The organism is Micromonospora tulbaghiae, from assembly GCF_900091605.1.
GTDB classification, from domain to species: Bacteria; Actinomycetota; Actinomycetes; order Mycobacteriales; family Micromonosporaceae; genus Micromonospora; species Micromonospora tulbaghiae.
The window spans coordinates 814,932-830,195 of sequence record NZ_FMCQ01000001.1; the positions used below are offsets into that span (position 1 = coordinate 814,932).

The 15,264-nt window shown below is 70.1% G+C and carries 18 protein-coding genes; 11 read left to right on the forward strand and 7 right to left on the reverse strand.

Annotation, left to right across the window (positions count from 1 at the left end; all coding sequences use genetic code 11):
* Positions 1-44 precede the first annotated feature (44 nt).
* The gene (locus GA0070562_RS03945; RefSeq protein WP_091414912.1) at positions 45-521 is read left to right on the forward strand and encodes a TspO/MBR family protein; all 477 of its coding nucleotides are present in this window, start codon (positions 45-47) and stop codon (positions 519-521) included.
* Positions 522-536: 15 nt separating this feature from the next.
* Here the strand turns inward: GA0070562_RS03945 and GA0070562_RS03950 are convergent, their stop codons facing one another.
* Positions 537-1,403 (reverse strand): helix-turn-helix transcriptional regulator, encoded by an 867-nt coding sequence (locus GA0070562_RS03950; RefSeq protein ID WP_091414914.1) that lies wholly within the window; start codon positions 1,401-1,403, stop codon positions 537-539.
* 132 nt (positions 1,404-1,535) lie between these two features.
* Between GA0070562_RS03950 and GA0070562_RS03955 the strand changes: the two genes are divergently transcribed.
* From GA0070562_RS03955 to GA0070562_RS03965, 3 genes are all read left to right on the forward strand, one after another.
* The gene (locus GA0070562_RS03955; RefSeq protein ID WP_091414916.1) at positions 1,536-2,441 is read left to right on the forward strand and encodes an oxidoreductase; all 906 of its coding nucleotides are present in this window, start codon (positions 1,536-1,538) and stop codon (positions 2,439-2,441) included.
* Between the two features lie 87 nt (positions 2,442-2,528).
* On the forward strand, positions 2,529-3,596 hold the full coding sequence (locus GA0070562_RS03960) for a DUF2855 family protein (protein ID WP_091414918.1): 1,068 nt from the start codon (positions 2,529-2,531) through the stop codon (positions 3,594-3,596).
* A gap of 116 nt (positions 3,597-3,712) precedes the next feature.
* Positions 3,713-3,931 (forward strand): hypothetical protein, encoded by a 219-nt coding sequence (locus GA0070562_RS03965; RefSeq protein ID WP_225853153.1) that lies wholly within the window; start codon positions 3,713-3,715, stop codon positions 3,929-3,931.
* Positions 3,932-4,008: 77 nt separating this feature from the next.
* Here GA0070562_RS03965 and GA0070562_RS03970 read toward each other — a convergent pair whose 3' ends face one another.
* Positions 4,009-5,292, reverse strand: a complete 1,284-nt coding sequence (locus GA0070562_RS03970) for a GAF domain-containing protein (protein WP_091414920.1) — start codon at positions 5,290-5,292, stop codon at positions 4,009-4,011.
* A gap of 155 nt (positions 5,293-5,447) precedes the next feature.
* Between GA0070562_RS03970 and GA0070562_RS03975 the strand changes: the two genes are divergently transcribed.
* The gene (locus GA0070562_RS03975; protein ID WP_091414922.1) at positions 5,448-6,833 is read left to right on the forward strand and encodes a glycoside hydrolase family 6 protein; all 1,386 of its coding nucleotides are present in this window, start codon (positions 5,448-5,450) and stop codon (positions 6,831-6,833) included.
* Between the two features lie 53 nt (positions 6,834-6,886).
* Here GA0070562_RS03975 and GA0070562_RS03980 read toward each other — a convergent pair whose 3' ends face one another.
* The 3 genes from GA0070562_RS03980 to GA0070562_RS03990 are packed head-to-tail and all read right to left on the reverse strand — an operon-like array spanning position 6,887 to position 8,718.
* Positions 6,887-7,561: an NADPH-dependent F420 reductase gene (locus GA0070562_RS03980; RefSeq protein ID WP_091414924.1), complete on the reverse strand. Its 675-nt coding sequence runs from the start codon at positions 7,559-7,561 to the stop codon at positions 6,887-6,889.
* Between the two features lie 12 nt (positions 7,562-7,573).
* Positions 7,574-7,972, reverse strand: coding sequence for an ester cyclase (locus GA0070562_RS03985; RefSeq protein WP_091414925.1), 399 nt, complete (start codon positions 7,970-7,972; stop codon positions 7,574-7,576).
* Between the two features lie 59 nt (positions 7,973-8,031).
* Complete coding sequence (locus GA0070562_RS03990) at positions 8,032-8,718, reverse strand: SDR family NAD(P)-dependent oxidoreductase (RefSeq protein WP_091414927.1); 687 nt, start codon at positions 8,716-8,718, stop codon at positions 8,032-8,034.
* A 116-nt stretch (positions 8,719-8,834) separates the two neighbouring features.
* On the opposite strand from GA0070562_RS03990, the gene GA0070562_RS03995 reads away from it, so the two are divergent.
* Positions 8,835-9,470, forward strand: a complete 636-nt coding sequence (locus GA0070562_RS03995; protein ID WP_091414929.1) for a TetR/AcrR family transcriptional regulator — start codon at positions 8,835-8,837, stop codon at positions 9,468-9,470.
* Between the two features lie 28 nt (positions 9,471-9,498).
* Here GA0070562_RS03995 and GA0070562_RS04000 read toward each other — a convergent pair whose 3' ends face one another.
* Both GA0070562_RS04000 and GA0070562_RS04005 read right to left on the reverse strand, forming a co-directional pair.
* A complete protein-coding gene (locus tag GA0070562_RS04000; protein ID WP_091414932.1) occupies positions 9,499-9,798 on the reverse strand; it encodes a hypothetical protein in 300 nt (99 codons plus the stop codon).
* Positions 9,795-10,511, reverse strand: coding sequence for a CHAT domain-containing protein (locus tag GA0070562_RS04005; protein ID WP_175438603.1), 717 nt, complete (start codon positions 10,509-10,511; stop codon positions 9,795-9,797). The genes GA0070562_RS04000 and GA0070562_RS04005 overlap by 4 nt, the downstream gene beginning before the upstream one ends.
* A gap of 190 nt (positions 10,512-10,701) precedes the next feature.
* Between GA0070562_RS04005 and GA0070562_RS04010 the strand changes: the two genes are divergently transcribed.
* The 5 genes from GA0070562_RS04010 to GA0070562_RS04030 all read left to right on the forward strand — a co-directional run bounded on the left by GA0070562_RS04010 (position 10,702) and on the right by GA0070562_RS04030 (position 15,254).
* On the forward strand, positions 10,702-11,343 hold the full coding sequence (locus tag GA0070562_RS04010) for a hypothetical protein (protein WP_091414937.1): 642 nt from the start codon (positions 10,702-10,704) through the stop codon (positions 11,341-11,343).
* A gap of 22 nt (positions 11,344-11,365) precedes the next feature.
* Positions 11,366-12,079 (forward strand): vWA domain-containing protein, encoded by a 714-nt coding sequence (locus GA0070562_RS04015; RefSeq protein ID WP_139135423.1) that lies wholly within the window; start codon positions 11,366-11,368, stop codon positions 12,077-12,079.
* Between the two features lie 70 nt (positions 12,080-12,149).
* A complete protein-coding gene (locus GA0070562_RS04020; RefSeq protein ID WP_091414941.1) occupies positions 12,150-12,866 on the forward strand; it encodes a vWA domain-containing protein in 717 nt (238 codons plus the stop codon).
* The gene (locus GA0070562_RS04025) at positions 12,856-13,743 is read left to right on the forward strand and encodes a protein phosphatase 2C domain-containing protein (protein ID WP_175438604.1); all 888 of its coding nucleotides are present in this window, start codon (positions 12,856-12,858) and stop codon (positions 13,741-13,743) included. Before GA0070562_RS04020 ends, GA0070562_RS04025 begins: the two co-directional genes overlap by 11 nt.
* Positions 13,740-15,254: a protein kinase family protein gene (locus tag GA0070562_RS04030; RefSeq protein ID WP_091414947.1), complete on the forward strand. Its 1,515-nt coding sequence runs from the start codon at positions 13,740-13,742 to the stop codon at positions 15,252-15,254. Before GA0070562_RS04025 ends, GA0070562_RS04030 begins: the two co-directional genes overlap by 4 nt.
* Positions 15,255-15,264 lie beyond the last annotated feature (10 nt).

Here is a 15,264-nt window from a genome sequence, read left to right on the forward strand (position 1 = left end):
GGTGGTGCGGGTTTATCCGCCGCTGGGCGGGTAGCTGACCTGGTATGCGAGTACCGACCCTGGTCAAGACCGCGGCAGCAGTCGCCGCGACCGCCGCCGCGGGCGCCGCCGCCACCTCCACCGGCACCTCCTCGCGCTGGTACCGCCGCCTGCGCAAGCCCGCCTGGCAGCCGCCGTCCACCGCGTTCCCCCTGGTCTGGACCCCGCTGTACGGGCTGATCGCGGTGGCCGGCGCCCGGACGCTGGACCGCTCCGAGGGGCCCGAGCGCGCCGCCTTCGCGCGCGGCTACGCGCTCAACCTGGCGCTCAACGCCGGCTGGAGCGCCCTGTTCTTCGGCGCCCGCAGGCCCGGAGCCGCGCTGGCCGAGATCGCCGCGCTCAACGTGTCCAACCTCGTGCTGCTGGGCCGCGCGGCGCGCACCGACCGCCCCGCCGGGGCGGCACTCGCCCCGTACGTCGCCTGGACCCTCTTCGCCACCGCCCTCAACGGCGCGATCGTCGGCCTCAACCGGGGACGGTGACCGACGTCCGCGTGATCAAGCGGACGCCGGGCCGGTCGCGCGCCACGACGCCAGGAGTCGCAGCCGATCAGCGTCCGGGCTGCCGGGCTCGGCGGTGAAGACGAGCATGACCGGGCCGGGACTGCCCGGTAGCGGATAGGTGTCCCAGTCCAGGACGATGTCCCCCAGTCCGGGCACCCGGAACGTCTTGGTGCCGCTGACCGAGGCACGGACGTCGTGCCGTGCCCACAGCCGCCGGAACTCCGCGCTGCGGATGCTCAACTCGCCGACGATCGCGGTGGCACGGGGATGGGTCGGGTCGTCGGCGACGGCGGCGCGCAGCATGCCGATGTAGTCCAGCGCCTGCCGCTCCCAGTCCGGGCAGCTTCGTGCCCCGGTCAGCGCGTCGTCGAACAGCAGCAGGAGCATGTTGAGCCGGCGGGGCGGGAGGTCCGCCGGGTCACCGAGCAGCGCCTGTGCCATCGGGTTCCAGTCGAGCAGGTCCAGATGCCGGCCGAGGACGACCGCCGGGGTGTCCGTCACCCGCAGCAGCCGCCGGGTGCTGGCCGGCACCCGCTCCGGCCCGGTGTCGACGCGGGCGGGCATCGGTCGCCGGGCGGCCCGGGCCAGCGTGAACAGGTGCCGGCGTTCGGTGTCGTCGAGACCGAGGGCGCCGGCGATCGCGTCCAGGACGTCGTCCGAGGGGCGTACCTCCCGGCCCTGTTCCATCCGCTGGTAGTAGTCGGTGCTCAGCCCGGCCAGCAGGGCCAGTTCCTCCCGCCGCAGGCCGGTCACCTTGCGCCGGCCGCCCGGCTCCAGGCCCACGTCGCGGGGGCGCAGTCGGCCGCGCCGGGCGCGGAGGAAGGCGCCCAGCTCGCGTGCGTACGGATGCGGGCTGCTCATGCCGCCAGTCTGCCGCGACGCCGCGCGCCCAGGGTAGGCCCGGCGGACCTAGGCAACCGCGAACGACCGAGACCCGCCGGACCGCTCCTAGCGTCATCGCCGAACGCGAACCCCGCACCCGAGGAGCTGCAGATGACCGCATGGACCGCCGACCGCATCCCCGGCCAGCGCGGCCGGGTCGCAGTCGTGACCGGCGCGAACTCGGGCCTCGGCCTGGTCACCGCCACCGAGCTGGCCCGCCGCGGCGCCCACGTCGTGCTGGCCGTGCGGAACACCGCCGCCGGCCGGCAGGCCGCCCGCCGCATCGGCGGCGACACCGAGGTACGCGAGCTGGACCTGGCGAGCCTCGACTCGGTACGCGCGTTCGCCGCGAAGCTGACCGCCGACCACCCGACGATCGACCTGCTGGTCAACAACGCCGGTGTGGTGCTGCTCGGCCCGCGCCGTGTCTCCGCCGACGGCTTCGAACTGCAGTTCGCCACCAACACGCTGGGGCCCTATGCGCTGACCGGCCTGCTGCTGGACGCCCTCGCCGGGGCGCGGGCGGCGCGGGTGGTGAGCCTCAGCTCCCTCACCCACCGCAACGCGCGCCTCGACTTCGACGACCTGATGTCCGAGCGCGACTACCGGGCCTCTGCCGCGTACGGCCGCTCGAAGCTCGCCACCACCGTCTTCGGGGTCGAGCTGGACCGCCGCCTGCGCGCGGCGGGGTCGCCGGTCGTCAGCGCGCTGGCTCATCCCGGTCTCACCCGCAGCAACCTCACGCCGCGTGCCTGGGAGCACCGGGGCCGGCTCGGACGGGTGATCGGGCGGCTCGGCCTGCTCGCCACCCAGCCGGTCGAGCGGGGCGTCCTGCCGCAGTTGCGGGCCGCGACCGACCCGGACGTCCGCGGCGGGCAGTTCTTCGGTCCGTCCCGGTTCTTCGAGACCTGGGGTCCGGTGACCGAGGCTCGGTTGAGCCGGCAGGCCGCCGACCCGGCCGTCGGGGAATGCCTCTGGGCTGCGGCGGCGGAGCTGACGGGCGTCGGTTACCTCTGAGCCGGCGGCGCGCGGCGATGCCGCCGAGTGGGATTTTGCACTCCCAGTGCACTTGTCTCCGGTTTCGCGGCTGCCTAGCGTCAGGCCATGGCTGACTCGTGGACGTTCGCTGTGGCCCGTGACGACCTCGCTCGCACCACACTCGTCGACGGTGCCGTGCCCGGCCTCGCCGACGGGGAGGCGCTGCTGCGTGTGGACCGCGTCGGCCTGACCGCCAACAACGTCACCTATGCGGTGCTCGGCGAGGCGATGCGCTACTGGGAGTTCTTCCCGCCGCAGCCCCGTGGGCTCGACGGTGGGTGGGGGCTGCCGCCACTGTGGGGCTTCGCCGACGTGATGGCGTCCACAGTGGCGGGCGTCGAGCCGGGGAGCCGGGTCTACGGCTACCTGCCGTCCGCCGGCCACCTGGTGGTACGCCCGGACCGGGTGGACGCGTCCGGGTTCCGCGACGCCAGCGCGCACCGGGCCGGCCTGCCCTCGCCGTACAACGCCTACCGGTCGACCGACGGCGACCCCGCCTACCGGGCGGACCAGGAGGACCTGCTGATCCTGTTCCGGCCGCTGTTCTTCACCTCGTTCATGCTCGCCGACCAGGTCGTCGACGAGGACGGCTACGGCGCGCGGGCGCTGGTGCTGTCGTCCGCGTCGAGCAAGACGGCGTACGCCGCCGCGTTCGAGCTGCACGGCCGCGGCCCACGCCTGATCGGGCTCACCTCGCCCGGCAACCTCGCCTTCACCCAATCGCTGGGCTGCTACGACGAGGTCCTCTCCTACGACGACATCGGCGCGCTCGACGCCGTTCCGACCGTCTACCTCGACCTGTCCGGCTCACCCGCGACCCGCACCGCCCTGCGGGCGCACCTCGGCGACCTGCTCGTCCGGGACATCGCCGTCGGCCTCACCCAGCAGACGCCCAACGCCGCCGCCGCCGGGGAGGTCTTCTTCGCGCCGGTGCGCATCCGCAAGCGGAGCCAGGACTGGGGCCGGGCCGGCCTCGACGAACGGTTCGCCGACGCCTGGCAGCGGTTCTCCCAGGTGGTGAGCGGATGGCTCGACGTGCGGGCCGGCGCCGGCCCGGAGGCGCTGCGGGACGCGTGGCTCGAGGTCCTCGCCGGGCGTACGCCGCCCCGGGTGGGCCACGTCGTCCAGCTCTGAGACGTCGCCGATTCCGGCCGTGGCGCGCCCGCTCGCCCGATGCGCGCTAGGCTGACGACGCGGGGTACCGATGACTGATCGCCACCCCTTGCTTCTCCCACGGTTTCCCAGCCGCGATGACTGAGTCGAGCGCTGCCGTGCAGATTCCCTTGGAGCACCACGTGCCCGACAACACGTTCGCCCTGAATCCCTTCCGCGTGGAAGGGCTCGGGGCCACCGACGACGAGCGCAATCCGATCGCGGACGTCAGCGCCGAATCCATGACCCGCCTGCGGAGCCCGTTCACTGCGGCGCACCCCGCTCGCGAGTCGGCCGGCGCGACCGCCCGACGTTAGGCCGGCACCCGGGCGCGACGGCCGAGGCCGCGCGCACCGGTCGGGTGACGCCACCGCCGGGCGTGCTCGGTCAGTGGTCAGCGCTTGAGGTAGGCGGCCAGGCCGCCGAGTTCCTCGTTGGCGATGAAGACCGAACGGACGTTGATGATGGCTTCCTCGACGTGGACGGGGCACCCCCACGCCGAGTCGCCCCACGAGTCGGCGATCTTGATCTCGGCGGGTGCCGTGCAGTCGTCGCTGCCGCCGAGCTGACACCGCTCGGGGCGGGGAGAGGCGGCCTGCGCGGCGGCCGCGGTGCGCAGCCGGGCGGTGAGTTCCGCGGCTGCGGCGGCGCGCTGTTCGGCCTCGGCCCGTAGCTCCCGCTCCGCCCGCACCACCCGGGCCAGCTCGTCGTGGGCGGCTCGCGCGCGGGCGTCCGCGGCGGCCTTCGCCTCCTCGATGTGGTGGCGTTCGATGGCCAGGGCGGCGGTGCCGGTGAAGACCCGGGCGAGGGCCAGGTCGGTGTCCCGCGGGACGCGCGGCGAGCGGTGGTACATGGCGAAGGTGCCGAGCAGGCTGCCGTCACGGGCCAGGATCGGCGTGGACCAGCAGGCGGCGAGCCCCGCCCGCTCGGCCAGATCGCGGAAGTCGGCCCAGAACGGGTCGGTGGCGATGTCGGTGACGACGACCGGTTCCCGCCGGTGCGCGGCGGTGCCGCACGAGCCGACACCTTCCCCGGTGGCGATCCCGTCGATGGCCTCGTTGTAGAAGTCGGGCAGGCTGGGCGCGGCGCCGTGGCGCAGGTGCCGGCCGTCCGCGTCGGCGAGCAGGACGGAGACGAGGACCTCCTGCGGCGCGAGGTTCTCGATGCAGCGGGCCATCCCGTCGAGCACCTCGGTCAGGGGCGCCTGCCGGGCGATCTGCTCCAGCATCGCGCGGTGTTCGGCCATCAGCCGTTGCGCCTGCTTGACCTGCGTGGTCTCCACCCCGATCACCCGGATCCCGGTCACCGTGCCGGCGGCGTCGCGGCGTGCCTCGTAGGTGAAGTCGAAGAACGCCTCCCGCGCCTGCGATCCGGTGCCCAGCATGATCCGGGCGTCATGGCCGGTGTAGGGCTCGCCCGTGCGGTAGACCTCGTCCAGCAGGGCGATGAAGCCCTGGCCGTCCAGTTCCGGCATCAACTCGGCGAGCGGGACTCCGGTGCGTGCGCGTTCCCTGCCGATGGCGGCGAAGAACGCCGGGTTCGCCGCCTCCACCACGTGCGTCGGCCCGGCGAGCGCCGCGAACACGGCGATGGACTGCCCGAACAGCGTCCGTAGATCCTCGTCGGCGGGCCGCCCGGCGACCGACGAGCTCGCCTGCTGGCCCGGTAGCACCGTCATGCCTGGTCTTCCTCCCACGCCTGCTTCGTCGACCGTTGCAGATTACGGGGCAGTGGCCGACGTTCACATCTTGGCATCGACGCCTGCCTCCGCTACCGTCGTGGGAACGCTCCCATGAACTTAGATACGTCTATGTGATCAGGAGGAAACACGACGTGGCTATCCTCTCGTCCCGCCGCAGTTCAGCGGCCATCAGCGTGGCCGCGGTCGCGGGGCTCGCCGCGGCCGGCGTCGGTCTCGCCGTCGGCGGCGCGTCCGCCGGCACCGTGTCCGGATCGCTCTACCGCGACCCGAGTTCGGCGGTCGTCCGCTGGGTCGCAGCCAACCCCGGCGACTCGCGCGCCGCCGTCATCCGCGACAAGATCGCGAGCCAGCCGCAGGCCCGCTGGTACGCCAACTTCAACCCGTCGACCATCCAGTCCGAGGTCTCCAGCTTCATCGGCGCCGCCAACTCGGCGCAGCAGATCCCGGTGCTGTCGGTGTACGAGATCACCAACCGGGACTGCGGCGGTGCCAGCGCCGGTGGGGCGCCGGACCTCAACCAGTACCAGACCTGGGTGTCCAACTTCGCCCGGGGGCTCGGCAACCAGACCGTCCTGATCATCCTGGAGACCGACTCGCTCGCGCTCCAGACCTGCCTGAGCACCGGTGAGCTGAACGCCCGCAACCAGGCGCTCACGACGGCGACCCAGACCATCAAGTCGGCGAACCCCAACGCCAAGGTGTACCTCGACGGCGGCCACTCGACCTGGAACAGCGCCAACGACACGGCCAACCGGCTCCGGGCGGCCGGCGTGCAGTACGCCGACGGCTTCTTCACCAACGTGTCGAACTTCAACCCCACCTCCAGTGAGGCGAACTTCGGCCGCGCGGTCATCTCCGCGCTCAACGGCATGGGTATCTCCGGCAAGCGCCAGGTCATCGACACCAGCCGCAACGGGGGAGCCGCCGGGGACTGGTGCGCCGACGACAACACCGACCGGCGCATCGGGCAGTACCCGACGACGAACACCGGCGACGCCAACATCGACGCGTACCTCTGGGTGAAGCCGCCGGGTGAGGCGGACGGCTGCCGCTACACGGCCGGTTCGTTCCAGCCGGACCTGGCCTTCAGCCTCGCGAACGGCGCGCCCAACCCGCCCACCACCGCGCCGCCGACGACCAACCCGCCGACGACCGCGCCGCCCACCACCGCGCCGCCGACGACTGCGCCGCCCACCACGGCCCCGCCGACCACGCCGCCGCCGACCGGTAACGGCTGCTCCGCGTCGGTCGCGATCAACCAGTGGAACGGCGGCTTCACCGCGAGCGTGAACGTCACCGCGGGCTCCGCGGCCATCAACGGCTGGACCGTGACCGTCGCGCTGCCCGGCGGCGCCGCGATCACCAGCACCTGGAACGCCCAGGCCAGCGGCACCAGCGGCACCGTCCGGTTCACGAACGTGGGCTACAACGGGCAGGTCGGCGCCGGCCAGACGACCAACTTCGGCTTCCAGGGCACCGGCACCGGCCAGGGCGCGACCGTGACCTGCGCCGCCTGACCGGACCCGACGCCGGGGCCCGGCGCGGAGGAACGCCCTCCGCGCCGGGCCCCTCACTTCCCCGCTGCTGTCCGCAACGGAGTCACGGACCGCCGCGCCCTCCTCAGGTTGAGCGCCAGCTCCTCGCGGTTCTGGTGCGCGTGGCGGATCCACGCCGGCTGGCCCGGGCCGGTGCGCCAGGACTCGCTCAGCGGACTGTTGTCCACAGTGTCGAAGCCGAGCCGGTCGTACAGCCGCGTCACCAGTTCGACCGCCTCCGGGTGGTCGCTGGAGACGGACAGCGCCAGCCGGTCGGGCGCGCCGGCGGGCCGGGCCGAGGTGAGCAGCCGGGGTGCCTGGATGTGGGTGAACGCCTTGGCGACCTTCGACGTGGGGAGCTGTTCCTGGCGCAGCTCGTGGACCGTCTTCTCACCCGAGTCGAGGACCGGGATGTTCCCGTCCCGCCAGACCATGTAGTTGTTCGTGTCCAGCACGACCTTGCCGGCCAGCTCCTCGACCGGCATGTCGTTCACGACCTTGAGCGGCACGGCGACGATCGCGAAGTCGCCCGCTGCCGCCGCCTCCGCGGCGTACGCCGCCCGCGCCGACGGCCCGAGTTCGGCCACGAGGTCGGTCAGCGTGTGCGGCCCCCGGGAGTTCGCGATCACGACCGCGTATCCGGCCGCTACCGCCGCGCGGGCGAGCTGGCTGCCGACCTCACCCGCGCCGATGATGCCGATGGTTGTCATCGTCGGTGTCCGTCAGCGGGCGGCGGTGAGCTGCCGGAGCATCTCGGCCGAGTCGTGCAGGGCGGTCATCTGCACGAACCGCCCGTCGCTGACCTTGTAGATGGCGTACTCGACGATCTCGAACGAGGCGCCGGAGGGCGGTACGCCCAGCCACTCCTTGACCGGCGTGCCGTAGTTGATCGCGCGGACGGCGATGCGGTCGCGGTCGAACAGCAGTTCCTCGACCTCCCAGCGGAGGTCCGGAACGGCGTCCACGTCATGCTTCTGCACCGCGATCACGTCGTCCCGGGTGCCCGGCTCGCCGTTCAGCATCACCTTGTCGTTGATGAACTCGTCCATGCCGTCGAACTCGTGGGCGTTGAGCGCGGCGACGTAGCGCAGGTACCAGTTGCGGAGATCGTTCTGAGTCATGTCACTGTCCTCTGATGTGCGGATGATGTGCGGACCTCGGCCGAGGTCGCGGCGGACGGCTACCAGCTCAGGGGCCCGGAGTCGTCCTGGAGGGTTCCGGTCGGGCCGTCGGGGGGAAGCGTCGCCAGGCGTACGACAGTCCTGGCGCTCTCCGCCGGGGTCCTGCCGCCGCCGATCGCGGCGGTCAGGTCGGTGGCCGTGTAACCCGGCTCGACCGCGTTGAACTTGATCCCCGGCTGGGACTTGGCGTACTGGACGGTGATCATCGTGGCGGCGGACTTCGACGCCGAGTAGAGCGGCGACGTCAGGGTGAACTCCGGCCGGTCGGGGTTGTTGACCGCCCAGAAGGAGCCGGCGCTGCTCGACACCGTGACCACGGTCGGATTGGACGACCTGCGCAGCAACGGCAGCGCCGCCTCCGTGACGCGGACGATCCCGACCACGTTGGTGTCGAAGACGCGCAGGGCGGTCGGCCCGTCGACGACGCCGTTCTCGGCGATGCCCGCGTTGTGGACGAGGACGTCCAGCCGCCCCTCGTCGGCGTCGACTGTGGCCAGCGCCTTGGCCACCGAGGCGTCGTCGGTCACGTCGAGCGGCACGAATCGTGCTCCCAGGGCCGAGGCGGCCTCCTCGCCTCGCCCGGTGTCGCGCGCTCCGACGTAGACGACGTGCCCCAGGTCGAGAAGCTGTCTGGCGGTCGCGAAACCGATGCCCTTGTTCGCGCCGGTGATCAACGTGACGGTCATGGTCTTCCCTCGTGTCGCAGTTTTGTACTGATCGGTTCGTGGATCACGGTAGCAGCTTTCTGTACCGATCGGTTCGTGGCTTGGGTCACTTCTGTACCGAGCGGTATAGTCGAGGCATGGGCGCTGAGACTCCGACCCCGGGACGGCCGCGGACCTTCGACGAGCAGACGGTCCTCGACCGGGCCGCCGAGGTCTTCTGGCAGCAGGGCTACGAGGGCGCGTCGCTGAGCTCACTCACCAAGGCGATGGGCATCAACCGGCCGAGCCTGTACGCCGCGTTCGGCAGCAAGGAAGAGCTGTTCAAGCGGGCCTTCGACCGCTACCACGAAACCAACCTCGCGAACGCGCGCGCCGCCCTCGAACAACCGACCGCGTACGCCGCGATCGAAGCCTTCCTGCGCGCCAGCGCCGACAACCTGACCGCGGGCGGCCACCCCGCCGGCTGCCTCTCCATCCAGGGCGGCCTGGCCTGCTCCCCGGAGAACGCCCGCATCTCCGAGATCCTCGCCGCCGGCCGCGCGGCCACCGAGGCCGCGCTCGAAGCGCGGCTGTCCCGCGCGGCGAAGGAGGGGGATCTCCCGGACGGCCTGGACAGCCGGGCGCTCGCCCGTTTCGTGATGGCGCTCAGCGAGGGGCACGCCGTCCACGCCGCGGCCGGCGCGAGCCGCGAGGACCTTCAAGCCTCCGTCGACGTCGCCATGCGGGCCGTCGCGGCACTCCACCCCGGTTCCGCGCCGGCGGCGTCCGCGTAGTCGATGTCGGCCTAAGTTCTGGGTGGACTCAGAAGCGACGGCGGACCCATCTGCCGATCATTCCTAGCGTGAACAGCAGCATGAACAGGAATATGCCTGCGCGCCAGTTGTCGCCGCTGGTGTTCCGCCCGGTGTAAGCCGACATCCCGTAGAAGAAAAAGATCACGTTGGCCGGCAGGACGACCAGTAGCGCCTTGGTGTCGAGGTGCGGCCCGCGCTTCTGCGCAAGGTTGTTGTTGATGTTGATGTTTCCGGTCTGCGTGGCGTAGACGTTGCCCGAGTTGGTGTTGATGTTCTGGCCCGGGGTTCCCTGCTGACCGGAACTCATTGCGACCTCACCATCAGGTGCGGTGCGGCGCCCGGTCGTGCCGCCAGTTCGGCGATGCGCGGATCGGCGGCGCCGTTCACGCCCAGCATGGCGACCGCCTGCTTGAACGCGTGCGGAACGGTTCGGCCGAACCCCAGAGCGGAATAGAAGGAAGCGGCGAATGCGATGGCATCGTCGTCGGGGACGGCCGCGTTCATGCCGACGACGTAGTCGACGTATCGACTGATGGCCTGTACTGCGGTGGCGGAGTGACAGGCGTTGACGACGACGACCCGAAGGTTGTCGCTCGTGGCGTGGAAGAGCTCCGCGAGAGAGGCGAGGCTGACCGATCGGGCGATGCCGTCGTCTGCAGACAGCAGGATCTCCCCGCTGCGGTCACCGTGACCGCTGAAGTGGACGATGTGCGGGCGGTGCTGATTGAGGTACTGAAGGAGATCCATCGGACGGACCGCCCAGCAGGTGATGAGTTCGAACACCTCCCGGTCACGGGAGAGGCGTAGGCGCTCCGTGATCTGCCGCGCCTCCTCGTCGATGGCCAGCCGGGCGGTGGCCAGGGGATTCGCGGCGAGCATGAGGATCCGGATCCGGTCGTCGGGAGACGCCGTTTCGTGAATGTTGACGTCGCCGGTCTGCGTGGCATAGACGGAACCGCTGTTGGTGCTGACGTGCTGGTGCCAGCCGGTGCCGGCGACCGACTTCTTCGCGTCCCTCATGCGCTGCCACTCCATCATGATCTGTCGACGTCGGATGACGGCGACGTGCCGTCGGCGGCTGTAGGCAGCCCACCGCCCTGGCTGTCCCTACGCCTACTACTGACGGACAGCCGTCCGTCAGTAGTAGCCGTGCGATGCCTGTCAGGTCCGACGCCGACGCCGCCTGCCGGCCCTCATTTGGAGCTATGCCATGGCTGAAGTGCGCCGCAGGATCTACGTGACCTCCCCCGGCTACGACGACATCGGGCGGGTGTTGAAGTCGATGGGCGTCGGATACCAGAGCTTTTCGGGCTCGTACGACTGTTCACTCTTGTTCGTCAACTGCGGCACCCCCGACGCGGTGGATCCCCGCAAGCTGGCCGAATTCGTCGACGCCGGTGGCTGTCTTTACGCGTCCGACCTCGCCGGCGACTTGTTGGGGCTCGCGTTCCCGGAGCTCTTCGTCTTCGCCGGACGCGGCGGTAGGACTGGCGAGATAGACGCCCTCGTTGTCGATCGGGAACTGCGCGAGATATCCGGTCGCATGATCAGGATCAGGTTCGACATGGGCAGCTGGAAGGTCCTGCGCCACTGCCAGGGCCACGCCATCATCCGGTCGGCCAACCCGGGCGAGTACGCCGATCTCCCGATCATGGTTTCGGTTCGCTGTGGTCGCGGGACGATCTTCTACACCTGCTTCCACAACCGGTCCCAGCAGTCGGTCGAGGAACAGCGCATCCTCCAGTTGCTGGTGCTCAAACAGATCGGCCTCACCGAGGGTTCCAGTGTTGAGCAGGTCGGCCGATCGCTCGGTGTTCAGGTCAACGAGTTTCGTCGCGACTTCAGGAGCTGATGCGGCGGTGGGGAGGAGGGAGATGTCTCAGGCGGTCGAAGGGCAGGTCGTGATGCCCTTCTACGTCCTCTGCGACGTGTCGGGTTCGATGTGGGCCGACATGCCGGCACTGAACGCGGGCCTTGCCCAACTGCGTCAGGCCATCATGCGCGACCCGGTGGTCGACGACCTGGCGATGATGAGCGTCATCGCCTTCGCTGACACGGCTCATACAGTCGTACCGCTGAGCTTCCCCAGCCAGGTGGAGCCGCCGACCCTCGTATCCGGGGGTCTCACCAACTTCGGACCGGCCTTCCGCGAGTTTCACCGGGCCTTCGAAGCGGATCGGATCCGCTTGAAGAGCGAAGGGAAACGGATCTTCCGTCCGTGCGTGTTCTTCCTCACCGACGGTGAGCCGACCGACGGCGATTACGCGCAGGTCTTCGCGTCGCTGCTGCGCTATGACGTGGTCACCAAGCAGGGCAACCCGCGGTATCCGTATGTGACCGCCTTCGGCTTCCGCGAGGCAACGGCGGAGACCATGCAGACCCTGACGTATCCGGACTTCGGCGAGAAGCGTGGCCGCTACTTCCTGGCCCGGGAGGGCGCCGTGGTCTCGGAGATCCTGAGCGCGATCGCCGGCGCGATCGCCACCTCGATCGTCGGCTCAGCGCTGAGTACCGGCAGTGGCAAACCCCAGTACATGCCGCCCGCGAAGGACTCTGTCGGCGGCATGAAGGGCAGCCTCATCCGCTGAGGGGCGGGCTGTCCGTCAGGGAGGAGCAGGCGGGATTCCGCCGTCCCCCAAGACCATCGGAGGAGAAGCCATGTCCGAGCGGGCCACCGAGGGGCAGGTAGTGATGCCCTTCTACATCGTCTGTGACGTGTCCGGATCCATGTGCGGCGACATGGCCGATCTGAACGCAGGAGTCACCGGTCTGCGCCAGGAGATCATGAAGGACCCCGTCGCCGACGACCTGGCGATGCTCAGTGTCATCGCGTTCGACGACGCCGCCCGCACCGTGATGCCCCTCAACTTCCCGAGCGCGATGGAACTGCAGACCCTGAACTGTGGTGGCCTGACCAACTACACAGCTGCCTTTCAGGAGTTCCACCGGGCATTCGAGGCCGATCGGGTCCGGCTGAAGAGCGAAGGCAAGAGGGTCTTCCGTCCGTGCATCTTCTTCCTCACCGACGGCGAGCCGACGAGCAGGGACCACCTGCAGGTCTTTCAGCAGCTGCTCGGGTACGACCCGGTCACGAAGCAGGGGAACCCCCGCTACCCGTACGTCACGCCGTTCGGATTCCGAAGCGCGACGGAGGAGTCGATGAAGGCCCTCGCCTACCCCAACTTCGGTGAGAAGAAGGGACGCTACTTCCTGGCGAAGCAGGGCGCATCGGTCCCGAGCCTGCTCAAGGCCATCTCCGGAATGATCGGCACCTCGGTGCTCTCCTCCAGCCTGAGCGGCACTGTCGGGACGTTCCAGTACACCCCGCCGGCCACCGACGCGTCGCCGGAACTGGAGGGCAGCTTTGTCGACTGACGTGTGGCGGCGCACCGAGACGCCCGGGGCGAAGCCGTACGTGATCGGCGATCCGGGCCGTGCCGCCACCCAGCTGGAACCCGGCCCGCCCACACGCTTCCCGGACTCGGCCGATCATGAGCTGAGCGAGTGTCGAGTGCCAGGCGCACAGGTCCGTGCCGCCAGCGTACGAGGAATCCTGCACCGCTATCGCAATCAGCCGCGGCAGGACCGCTTCTCCGTGGTCTTCGACCCGCCCACGATGACGCTGGTCGTTACCGTCTGCGACGGCGTCGGGCAGTTCCCCCTGTCGCAGGAGGCGGCCGGGTTCGCGGCGGCCGACGTACCTCGCGCCTACCTCCGTCACGGTGACTGGCAGATCGCCGTGACCGAGGTCAACGAGCGTCTCAAGGACTTCGTGGCGACGGCAGGGAGCCGTCCGCACCTCGATCACGTCCCTGATGGCGTCCGGATGGCGACAACCCTCGTGGCTGCGGCGATATGTCTCGATCCGGACGCACGGCACGTCTCCGTCGCCTGGACCGACGACTCGTCGGCCTGGTTACTGGCCGACGGCCGGTGGCGGAATCTGACGCACGATCCGGCCGCCGGCGATGACGACAACGGCTTGCACTCCGGCCGGGTCAGGGCACTGCCGCACGCGGATCCCCGGCTCAGGACGGCCGAGCACCTCCTCGGCGACGGACCGATCTTCCTCATGACCGATGGCGTCGGCGTCCCGCTCGAGGGCTCCGTGCAGGTGCGTGAGACCCTCGCCGGCTGGTGGGCCACCGCCCCCGACGTCTTCACCTTCGCTCAGCAGGTCGGCTTCGCGCGGAAAGGCCACATGGACGACCGCACCGTCGTCGGTGTCTGGTTCGAGGCGAGCCGGCCGTGATCCGCATCGACAAACGCCGGTTGGGCACACTCAAGCCGCTCGGCCAGGGCGGGATGGCACAGGTGTATCTCGTCGGTGACCACATTCCTGAGGTGCCGGGCAGGCTCGCGTTCAAGGAGCTGTTGCCGTCCGTCGACGCGAAGAACCGTGGACCGATGCTCAGCACGATGCGGCAGGCTGTTGCGCTGCGTGACGCGATGAGCCCGGCGGAGCAGGCCGAACTCGACCTCCTCACCGTGTGGCCGCTGGCCATGGTTCATGAGAGGGGCACCGACGTGGGCATGCTCATGCGGTGCCTCCCCGACGACTTCTTCATCGACGCCAATGGCGGACGCCGGGTCTTCGAGTTCCAGTTGCTCGGCGCCGACCCGAGCCAGGCCAAGGCAAACGGCTTCGACAAGAGCCGCGCGCCGGCCGACAAGGACCTGGTCCGCCTGGCGTTGATGGCCCGCCTCGCGTACGCGATCGAAGTGATTCACCGGCCACGCGGTGGCCGGCATCTCGTCTACGGCGACATGAACCTGCGCAACGCCGCCGTGGCCACCGATCCGCCACGCATCCTGCTGATGGACTGCGACGGGGTGGCCGACGCCGCCGACGCCAACCGGATCCAGCCGCACACACCGTTCTTCGTGCCACCGGAGGTGCGGAAGAAGCAGCAGAAGCTGCAGGACCAGCTCACCGACGTCTACAAACTCGCACTGTGCGTGATCCGGGGCCTCGCCACCGGGCGCGGCTCAACCCAGCTGGACGACCCGGCCAGCCCGCTCGTGCCCGCGGGCCTGCTCGACCAGATCGGCATCGACCTGCTCAACCGCGCGCTCAGCGAAGACCGTGCCCAGCGGCCGACCGCGCAGGAGATCAAGGAATACCTCGTCGGCCGGGTGCTCGATCTCGCTGACCCACCGACACTGCTGTCCGCGGCGCTCAGCACCGACGTGACGCTGCGTGGTTCCGAGGTCTTCGTCCGCTGGCAGCACAAGGGCGGGAAATCGGTCCGCATATTCAGCGATGTCAACAACTTCTCCGTCGGGGATCTCGACCCCGACGGCTACCCGAACGGCTATCCGATCAAGCCTCCTACGGCGTGCGAGATCCGGGTCGCAGTCGTCAACGACCACGGCGAGGACGAAGGACCGGCGGGCCGGCTGCACTACTACGAGATGCCACCGGTGCAGGTCTCGGTCAACCCGCCGGCAGTCGTGCTGCCGGACCTGCCCGTGATGCGGCTGCCTCGTACACACGCAGAGCTTCCGCCGTATCCACTGCCCGCGGCGGACGTCGTTCCGCTGCCACCGTTGCACTGGCCGCAGGTGCCGCCGGTTGACCTCGCGCCGGCTGTGCCTGAGGCGCATACATCGAAGCAGCTACGGGACGTGATCGGGAGCGCCTACCGCGCCGCCGACGTCGGGGTCGACGCCGCGATCCGCGAAATGCTGCGGCGCACAGCACAGAAGCTTCGTGCGGATTCCAAGCAGAAGGCCTCTGCCAACGCTTTCCCTCCCCCGTGAAGACCTTGAA

What these genes read in the sequence shown, in the direction of transcription:
- GA0070562_RS04020 (WP_091414941.1), top strand. Translation starts at nt 12,150, where the DNA reads ATGTCCGAGCGGGCCACCGAGGGGCAGGTAGTGATGCCCTTCTACATC.
- GA0070562_RS03980 (WP_091414924.1), bottom strand. Translation starts at nt 7,561, where the DNA reads ATGACAACCATCGGCATCATCGGCGCGGGTGAGGTCGGCAGCCAGCTC.
- GA0070562_RS03985 (WP_091414925.1), bottom strand. Translation starts at nt 7,972, where the DNA reads ATGACTCAGAACGATCTCCGCAACTGGTACCTGCGCTACGTCGCCGCG.
- GA0070562_RS03960 (WP_091414918.1), top strand. Translation starts at nt 2,529, where the DNA reads ATGGCTGACTCGTGGACGTTCGCTGTGGCCCGTGACGACCTCGCTCGC.
- GA0070562_RS03950 (WP_091414914.1), bottom strand. Translation starts at nt 1,403, where the DNA reads ATGAGCAGCCCGCATCCGTACGCACGCGAGCTGGGCGCCTTCCTCCGC.
- GA0070562_RS03970 (WP_091414920.1), bottom strand. Translation starts at nt 5,292, where the DNA reads ATGACGGTGCTACCGGGCCAGCAGGCGAGCTCGTCGGTCGCCGGGCGG.
- GA0070562_RS04000 (WP_091414932.1), bottom strand. Translation starts at nt 9,798, where the DNA reads ATGAGTTCCGGTCAGCAGGGAACCCCGGGCCAGAACATCAACACCAAC.
- GA0070562_RS04005 (WP_175438603.1), bottom strand. Translation starts at nt 10,511, where the DNA reads ATGAGGGACGCGAAGAAGTCGGTCGCCGGCACCGGCTGGCACCAGCAC.
- GA0070562_RS03990 (WP_091414927.1), bottom strand. Translation starts at nt 8,718, where the DNA reads ATGACCGTCACGTTGATCACCGGCGCGAACAAGGGCATCGGTTTCGCG.
- GA0070562_RS03995 (WP_091414929.1), top strand. Translation starts at nt 8,835, where the DNA reads ATGGGCGCTGAGACTCCGACCCCGGGACGGCCGCGGACCTTCGACGAG.
- GA0070562_RS04015 (WP_139135423.1), top strand. Translation starts at nt 11,366, where the DNA reads ATGTCTCAGGCGGTCGAAGGGCAGGTCGTGATGCCCTTCTACGTCCTC.
- GA0070562_RS03965 (WP_225853153.1), top strand. Translation starts at nt 3,713, where the DNA reads ATGACTGAGTCGAGCGCTGCCGTGCAGATTCCCTTGGAGCACCACGTG.
- GA0070562_RS03945 (WP_091414912.1), top strand. Translation starts at nt 45, where the DNA reads ATGCGAGTACCGACCCTGGTCAAGACCGCGGCAGCAGTCGCCGCGACC.
- GA0070562_RS03955 (WP_091414916.1), top strand. Translation starts at nt 1,536, where the DNA reads ATGACCGCATGGACCGCCGACCGCATCCCCGGCCAGCGCGGCCGGGTC.
- GA0070562_RS04010 (WP_091414937.1), top strand. Translation starts at nt 10,702, where the DNA reads ATGGCTGAAGTGCGCCGCAGGATCTACGTGACCTCCCCCGGCTACGAC.